Source organism: Nevskia sp., assembly GCF_023266035.1.
GTDB lineage: Bacteria > Pseudomonadota > Gammaproteobacteria > Nevskiales > Nevskiaceae > Nevskia.
In genome coordinates, this window is the sequence record NZ_JAHFRY010000191.1 from 1 (window position 1) to 5,996 (window position 5,996).

Annotated in this window: 6 protein-coding genes; all 6 read right to left on the bottom strand. The window is 64.9% G+C overall.

All coding sequences use genetic code 11. The features are described 5' to 3' along the window. A partial coding sequence (locus Q0D45_RS20280; RefSeq protein WP_293397360.1) for a methyl-accepting chemotaxis protein occupies positions 1 to 735 on the bottom strand: 735 nt, incomplete at its 3' end. 88 nt (positions 736 to 823) lie between these two features. Further along, positions 824 to 1,885 carry a chemotaxis response regulator protein-glutamate methylesterase gene (locus Q0D45_RS20285; RefSeq protein ID WP_293397363.1) on the bottom strand — a complete coding sequence of 354 codons (1,062 nt, stop codon included), beginning with the start codon at positions 1,883 to 1,885 and terminating at the stop codon, positions 824 to 826. Continuing rightward, a complete protein-coding gene (cheD, locus tag Q0D45_RS20290) occupies positions 1,885 to 2,505 on the bottom strand; it encodes a chemoreceptor glutamine deamidase CheD (RefSeq protein WP_293397366.1) in 621 nt (206 codons plus the stop codon). The genes Q0D45_RS20285 and cheD overlap by 1 nt, the downstream gene beginning before the upstream one ends. A 5-nt stretch (positions 2,506 to 2,510) precedes the next feature. Further along, a complete protein-coding gene (locus Q0D45_RS20295) occupies positions 2,511 to 3,380 on the bottom strand; it encodes a CheR family methyltransferase (RefSeq protein WP_293397368.1) in 870 nt (289 codons plus the stop codon). A gap of 5 nt (positions 3,381 to 3,385) precedes the next feature. Continuing rightward, a complete protein-coding gene (locus tag Q0D45_RS20300; RefSeq protein WP_293397371.1) occupies positions 3,386 to 3,571 on the bottom strand; it encodes a hypothetical protein in 186 nt (61 codons plus the stop codon). A gap of 271 nt (positions 3,572 to 3,842) precedes the next feature. Next, a partial coding sequence (locus Q0D45_RS20305; RefSeq protein WP_293397374.1) for a methyl-accepting chemotaxis protein occupies positions 3,843 to 5,996 on the bottom strand: 2,154 nt, incomplete at its 5' end.

The following is a 5,996-nucleotide window of genomic DNA, read 5'->3' on the forward strand; positions in this document are numbered from 1 at the left end:
GAACACCAGTTTGCGGATCTGTTCGTTGAAGCTGGTCGAGCGTTCGGACAGGTTGCGCACTTCCTCGGCCACCACCGCGAAGCCGCGACCGGCTTCACCGGCGCGTGCCGCTTCGATCGCCGCGTTGAGCGCCAGCAGATTGGTCTGGTCGGCGATGGTGGTGACGTCGCCCAGCAGCTCGAAGATCGCATCCAGATGCTTGACCATCGCATCGATGTGCTGCACCGAGTTCGCGCTCTGCTTGCTGACGCCGGCGAGGATGTCGACCAGGCCTTCCATCAACTGGCTGGCGGTGCGGGCGAAGTGTTGGACGTCGACACCATTGCCGCCGGCACCGCTCTGGGCGCGGCTCAAGATGCGTCCGACGGCCGCTTCCTGAGTGCGCGATTGCTTGCTCATCTGCTCGAAGGCGCCACCGAGCGTGCGTACCGATTCGAGGATCAGGGTGCGCACTCTTTCGACTTCATGCTGCACGCCGGCTGATTCATTGACCAGGCCGCTGCGCAGCTCTTCGAGCAACTGGCGGTGCTGCTGCAATTGGCCATCGTGCAGCGCTGCGAGCTGGCGCTGGTTGCCGGCGCTGCGCTGCCTGCGCCAGGCGTAGGCGGTCCAGCCGGCGGCGACGAGAGCACCGCCGATCCAGCTTGCCGTCGGCGTCGCGGCCATCTGCAGCGCAGCGCCCACCACGGTGCCGGACAACGGCAGCAGCCAGGTGTGTTGATCGAGGGTGTTCATGTCGGAGGGTCCAGGTGATCGGAATCAAGAATTCAACGGAGGGTTCATTACAGGGCTATCGGCCGCAGATGACAGGACTGGAGCGCCGTCAGGCGGCCCGTCGCTCAGTGCTGCATTGACGCAGTAACTCGGTGGCGATGGCGTCGAGCGGCAACACGCGATCAGCGGCGCCCAGCTTGAATGCGGCGCCGGGCATGCCCCAGACCACGCTGCTCGCTTCGTCCTGCACCACCGTCGAGGCACCGACCTTGCGCATTTCCAGCAGGCCGCGGGCACCGTCATCACCCATGCCGGTGAGGATCGCGCCGACGGCATTGGCGCCTGCATGCTGAGCCACTGATTTGAACAGCACGTCGACGCTCGGCCGGTGGCGGTTTTCCGGCGGCGCATCGGTGAGCTTGCAGATGTAGCGGGCGCCGTCACGGCGTACTTCCAGATGGCGATTACCGGGCGCGATGTAGGCGTGGCCGGGAACGATCTGCTGGCCGTCCTTCGCTTCGCAGACCGACATCGCCGAGCTGCGATCCATGCGCGCCGCGAACGGCCCGGAGAACAGCGCCGGGATGTGCTGGGTGATGACGATGGCCGGGGCATCGGCCGGCATCCGTTCGAGCACTTCGCGGATCGCTTCGGTGCCGCCAGTCGATGCGCCGATGGCGATCAGCCGTTCGGTGGTGCGATAGCGGTTGCCGATGCTGGCCAGCACGCCTTTGGGCGGCGCCTTTGGGAAAGCCGGCGCCCGGACCTGGGCGCGGGCGGCGCCCTTGACCTTGGTGATCAGGTCGGCGGAATAGCTGCGCATGCCGGCGGACAGATCGATCTTCGGCTTGGTGACGAAATCGATCGCGCCAAGCTCCATCGCCTGCAAGGTCACTTCCGCACCCTTCTCGGTGAGCGACGACACCATCACCACCGGCATCGGCCGCAGCCGCATCAGGTTTTCGAGAAAGGTCAGACCATCCATCTTCGGCATCTCGACGTCCAGGGTCAGCACGTCGGGACTCAGGCTTTTGATCAGGTCGCGAGCGATATAGGGATCGGGCGCGGCACCGACCACGGCGATCTCGCGGTCGGCAGACAGGATCTCGGTCAGCAACTGGCGCATCAGCGCCGAGTCGTCGACGATCAGCACTTTCACGGTCTTGGCCATCAGAAAAGCTCCACGGAGCCAGCAGTAGGGGATTCGGCGAGCTTGTGGCGGTACATGCTTTCGCTGGCCAGCACGTCGGTGTCATTGGCGGAGGCCAGTCGCTTGACCATCACCCGGCCGGTCAGTGGCCAGTAATGGACGCGGCGCGGGCAGACGTCGTACAGGTCTTCGGCGGAAATGCTCAGACCTTCGGTGGCCAGATAGCGCTTGACGAACTGGCCATTGCGCTTGCCGACATTGGAGACGGTGAAACCGGCCAGCACGGCCCCGCCGCCGAACACCTTGCATTCGAGGCGGCTGCGCGAGGCACCGCGCTTGAGCAGTTCGTTGATCAGCATTTCCATCGCGTAGGAGCCGTAGCGCGCGCTCTCGTTGGCGATGCCGCCGTTCTCCAGATCCGGGAGCATGAAGTGGTTCATGCCACCGACCCTGGCCAGCGGATCGCGGATGCAGGCCGAGACGCAGGAACCGAGCACGGTCACCAGCATCACGTCGCGGCCGGTGACGATGTACTCGCCGGGCAGCACTTTCAGTGCGTGGGCGCTGAACTTGGGGTCGTAGTAGGCCGCAGGCGATGCACAGGCCTGGACGGTCTCGCGCACCTTGTGCATCGCATGCATGAGCGTCAGTTCCCCTTCGGCACGGCGCGGCGATACACCGTGCGACCGATCGAGGTGACGATGTCGGTGGCGTGGAAAAAGCTTTCCGAATGGCCGGCGAAGAACAGGCCCTCGGTGCCAAGCAGCGGTGCCATCTTGGCGAGGATGTCGCGCTGGGTCGGCTTGTCGAAATAGATCATCACGTTGCGGCAGAACAGCGCATCGAACGGCCCCTTCATCGGATAGTGGGCATCGAGCAGGTTCAGCGGCCGGAAGCTGATCAGCTCGCGCAGCTCGTCGATGACCCGCACCTTGCCTTCGTTGGCGCCGGAACCGCGCCGGAAGAAACGACGCTTCTGCGCTTCGCTGAGCTTCTCGATGCGCTCCAGCGGATAGACGCCGGCCTCGGCCGTTTCCAGCACCTGGGTATCGATGTCGGTGGCGAGGATCCGCACCGGCGGCGTCAGCGAGTCATAGGCTTCGCAGGCGGTGATCGCCAGCGAATACGGCTCCTCGCCGGTCGACGCCGCCGAGCACCAGATCTTGGCCGGCAGATGGCGGCCGCGCTGCTTCAGGAAGTCGGCGAGGATTTCGAAGTGATGGGCCTCGCGGAAGAACGAGGTCAGGTTGGTGGTCAGGGCATTGGTGAACGCCTGCCACTCGTCGGCTTTGCCGCGGCTTTCGAGCTGGTCGAGATAGTCCTTGAACGAGTCCATCGACAGCGCCCTGAGGCGCCGGCCGATGCGGCTGTAGACCATGTCGCGCTTGGATTCCGACAGCGCGATGCCGGCCTTGGCGTGGATCAGCTGGCGCACCCGCTCGAAGTCGCGGCTGGTGAAGACGAAATCGCGGTCATCGCTGCTGATGACGTCATCGGCGGCTGCGGCAAGGCTCATGGGCTTCAGACCGGGTGGCGAGTTTCGGGAGACTGCGGTGCCAGATGCTCGACGCCTTCGACGGCGCAGAGCCCCAAGCCCCAGACGGCAACCAGCGGCAGCCACTCGGCAGCCTCGATCGCCTGCCAGCCGTGGCTGATGGCGCTGGCCAGATCACTGCTCAGGTGTTGCAACATCGGTGCACGCGTCATGGACGGAATTCCGGTTCGGGAACATCGCAGGCGTCATCGATCCGTCGTCGGGACGGCGCGTGGCGTCGGTTTCCAGCTGTCTTTCAAGTTCCGATCCAGCCGCCGGGCCGCCCTGTGGTGCCGGGCTTCCGTCACCGGGGCCTCAGCTTCTGAACCGTCATTCCCGCCTGCGCGGGAATGACGCTGATTGGCTGAGCATGCAACCCACAAAAAAGCCGCCGGGCGCGATGCCCGGCGGCTTCCTGTCAAAGCCTCAGCAACCGCTTGCGGATCAGAACTCGGTCCAGGCGTCGCCGCCTGCAGCCTTGCTCCGGCCCTTGCCGGACGCTTCCGGCGCCGGGCGACGCGGCGCCGCCGACGGTGCCGCCTTGCCAGCCGCCGGACGGGCCGGCGCGGCTGCATGCGCTGCCGTCTGGGGCCGCATCTGGCCGCGACGGGTTTCCTGCGGCGCACCCGCCAGCGTGAAGGCCGAGACCGAGGTCGACAGATTGCCGGCCTGGTCTTCCAGCGACCGGGCGGCCGCCGAAGCCTGCTCGACCAGGGCCGCGTTCTGCTGCGTGACCTGATCCATCTGGGTGATCGCCTTGTTGATCTGGTCGATGCCGCTGGACTGCTCCTGCGACGCCGCCGAGATCTCGGCCATGATGTCGGTCACCCGCTTCACGCTGGTGACGATCTCTTCCATGGTCTTGCCGGCCTGTTCGACCAGCTTCGAACCGTTGCCGACCTTCTCGACCGAATCGCCGATCAGAGTCTTGATTTCCTTCGCCGCACCGGCCGAACGCTGGGCCAGGCTGCGCACTTCCGCGGCCACCACCGCGAAGCCCCTGCCCTGTTCACCGGCGCGGGCCGCTTCGACCGCCGCATTCAGCGCCAGGATATTGGTCTGGAAGGCGATGCCGTCGATGACGCTGATGATGTCGACGATCTTCTTCGACGATTCGTTGATCGCGGTCATCGTGGTCACCACCTGACCGACCACCTGGCCGCCCTTGACCGCGACGTCGGAAGCGCCGAGTGCCAGCTGGTTGGCCTGACGGGCGTTCTCGGCGTTCTGCTTGACCGTCGAGGTCAGTTCTTCCATCGAGCTGGCGGTCTCTTCCAGCGAGGCGGCCTGTTCTTCGGTGCGCTGAGACAGATCGAGGTTGCCGGCGGCGATTTCGCCGGACGCCGTGGTGATGGTGTCGGTCGCGGTCTTGATCTGGGTGATGATCTCGGTCAGCTGGGCAACGGTCGCGTTGGAGTCGTCCTTCAGCTGGCCGAAAGTGCCCTTGAATTCGCTATCGACCGAGCGGGTCAGATCGCCCTCGGCGAGCGCCGACAACACCTGACCGACTTCACTGACCACGGTGCTCATGGTCTCGACCAGCATGTTCACGCCTTCGCAGAGTTCGCGCACCGCGCCGTTCTTTCCGTCCAGCGGGATCCGCTGCTCCAACTCGCCATTGCGGGCTGCTGCAACGACATTCTGGGTCTGTTCCACCGCCTGCTGCAGCACGCGCGCCGCCAGCACCTGGATGGTCACGTCGGTGGCGTACTTGATCACCTTGAACGGCTTGCCATCGGCATCGTTCAGCGGGTTGTAGCTGGCCTGCAGCCAGACCTCGCGACCGTCCTTGCCCAGGCGACGATACTGGCCAGCGTCATATTCACCGCGGCCGAGCTTCTCCCAGAACTGCCGGTACTCGGGAGTCTGCCGATAGGCCGCATCGATGAACATGCTGTGATGACGGCCCTTGATGTCGGCCAGCGTATAGCCTGTCGCCGCCAGGAAGTTCTCGTTGGCATTCAGCACGACACCATCCATGCCGAACTCGATGGTCGCCTGGACCTTGTTGATCGCCGACATGCGCCCGGCATTCTCGGCATCACGCTGGCGCTGTTCGAGTTCTGCGGTGACATCGCGCCATTCGACGACAAAGCCCAGACGTTCTCCCGCCGCCCCCTGGATGGGATTGACAATCAGCGAGAAGCTGCGGCCACCGATGGCCAGGCGGGTATTGAAAGCCCGGTCGAGCTGCGCCAGCATCTGCCGCTGGCGGGCGGGATTCTTGTGGAAACGGTCGATATTGGTGCCGACCACGGTCGCCGCGCTGAAGCTCGGCACATCCTTGCGGATATCGGCCTCGGCTTCAGCCAGCATCTTCTTGATCGACTCGTTGACATAGACCACGTTGAGGTCACCGTCGGCGACCATCACGTTGGTCGCGACCACATCGAGACCCTGCTTGATGCGGGCGGTCTCGGCGGCAAATTTCTGCTCGCGGGCCGCGGCAGCGAGTTCAGCGGTCATGTCCTTCCACTCGACGACATAGCCGAGACGCTCGCCGGCATCGCCATTGATCGGGTTCAGGATCAGCGAGAAGGTACGGCCGCCCAGTACCAGCCTGGCGTTGTGGGTGTCCTTCATCTTGGCCAGCATGTT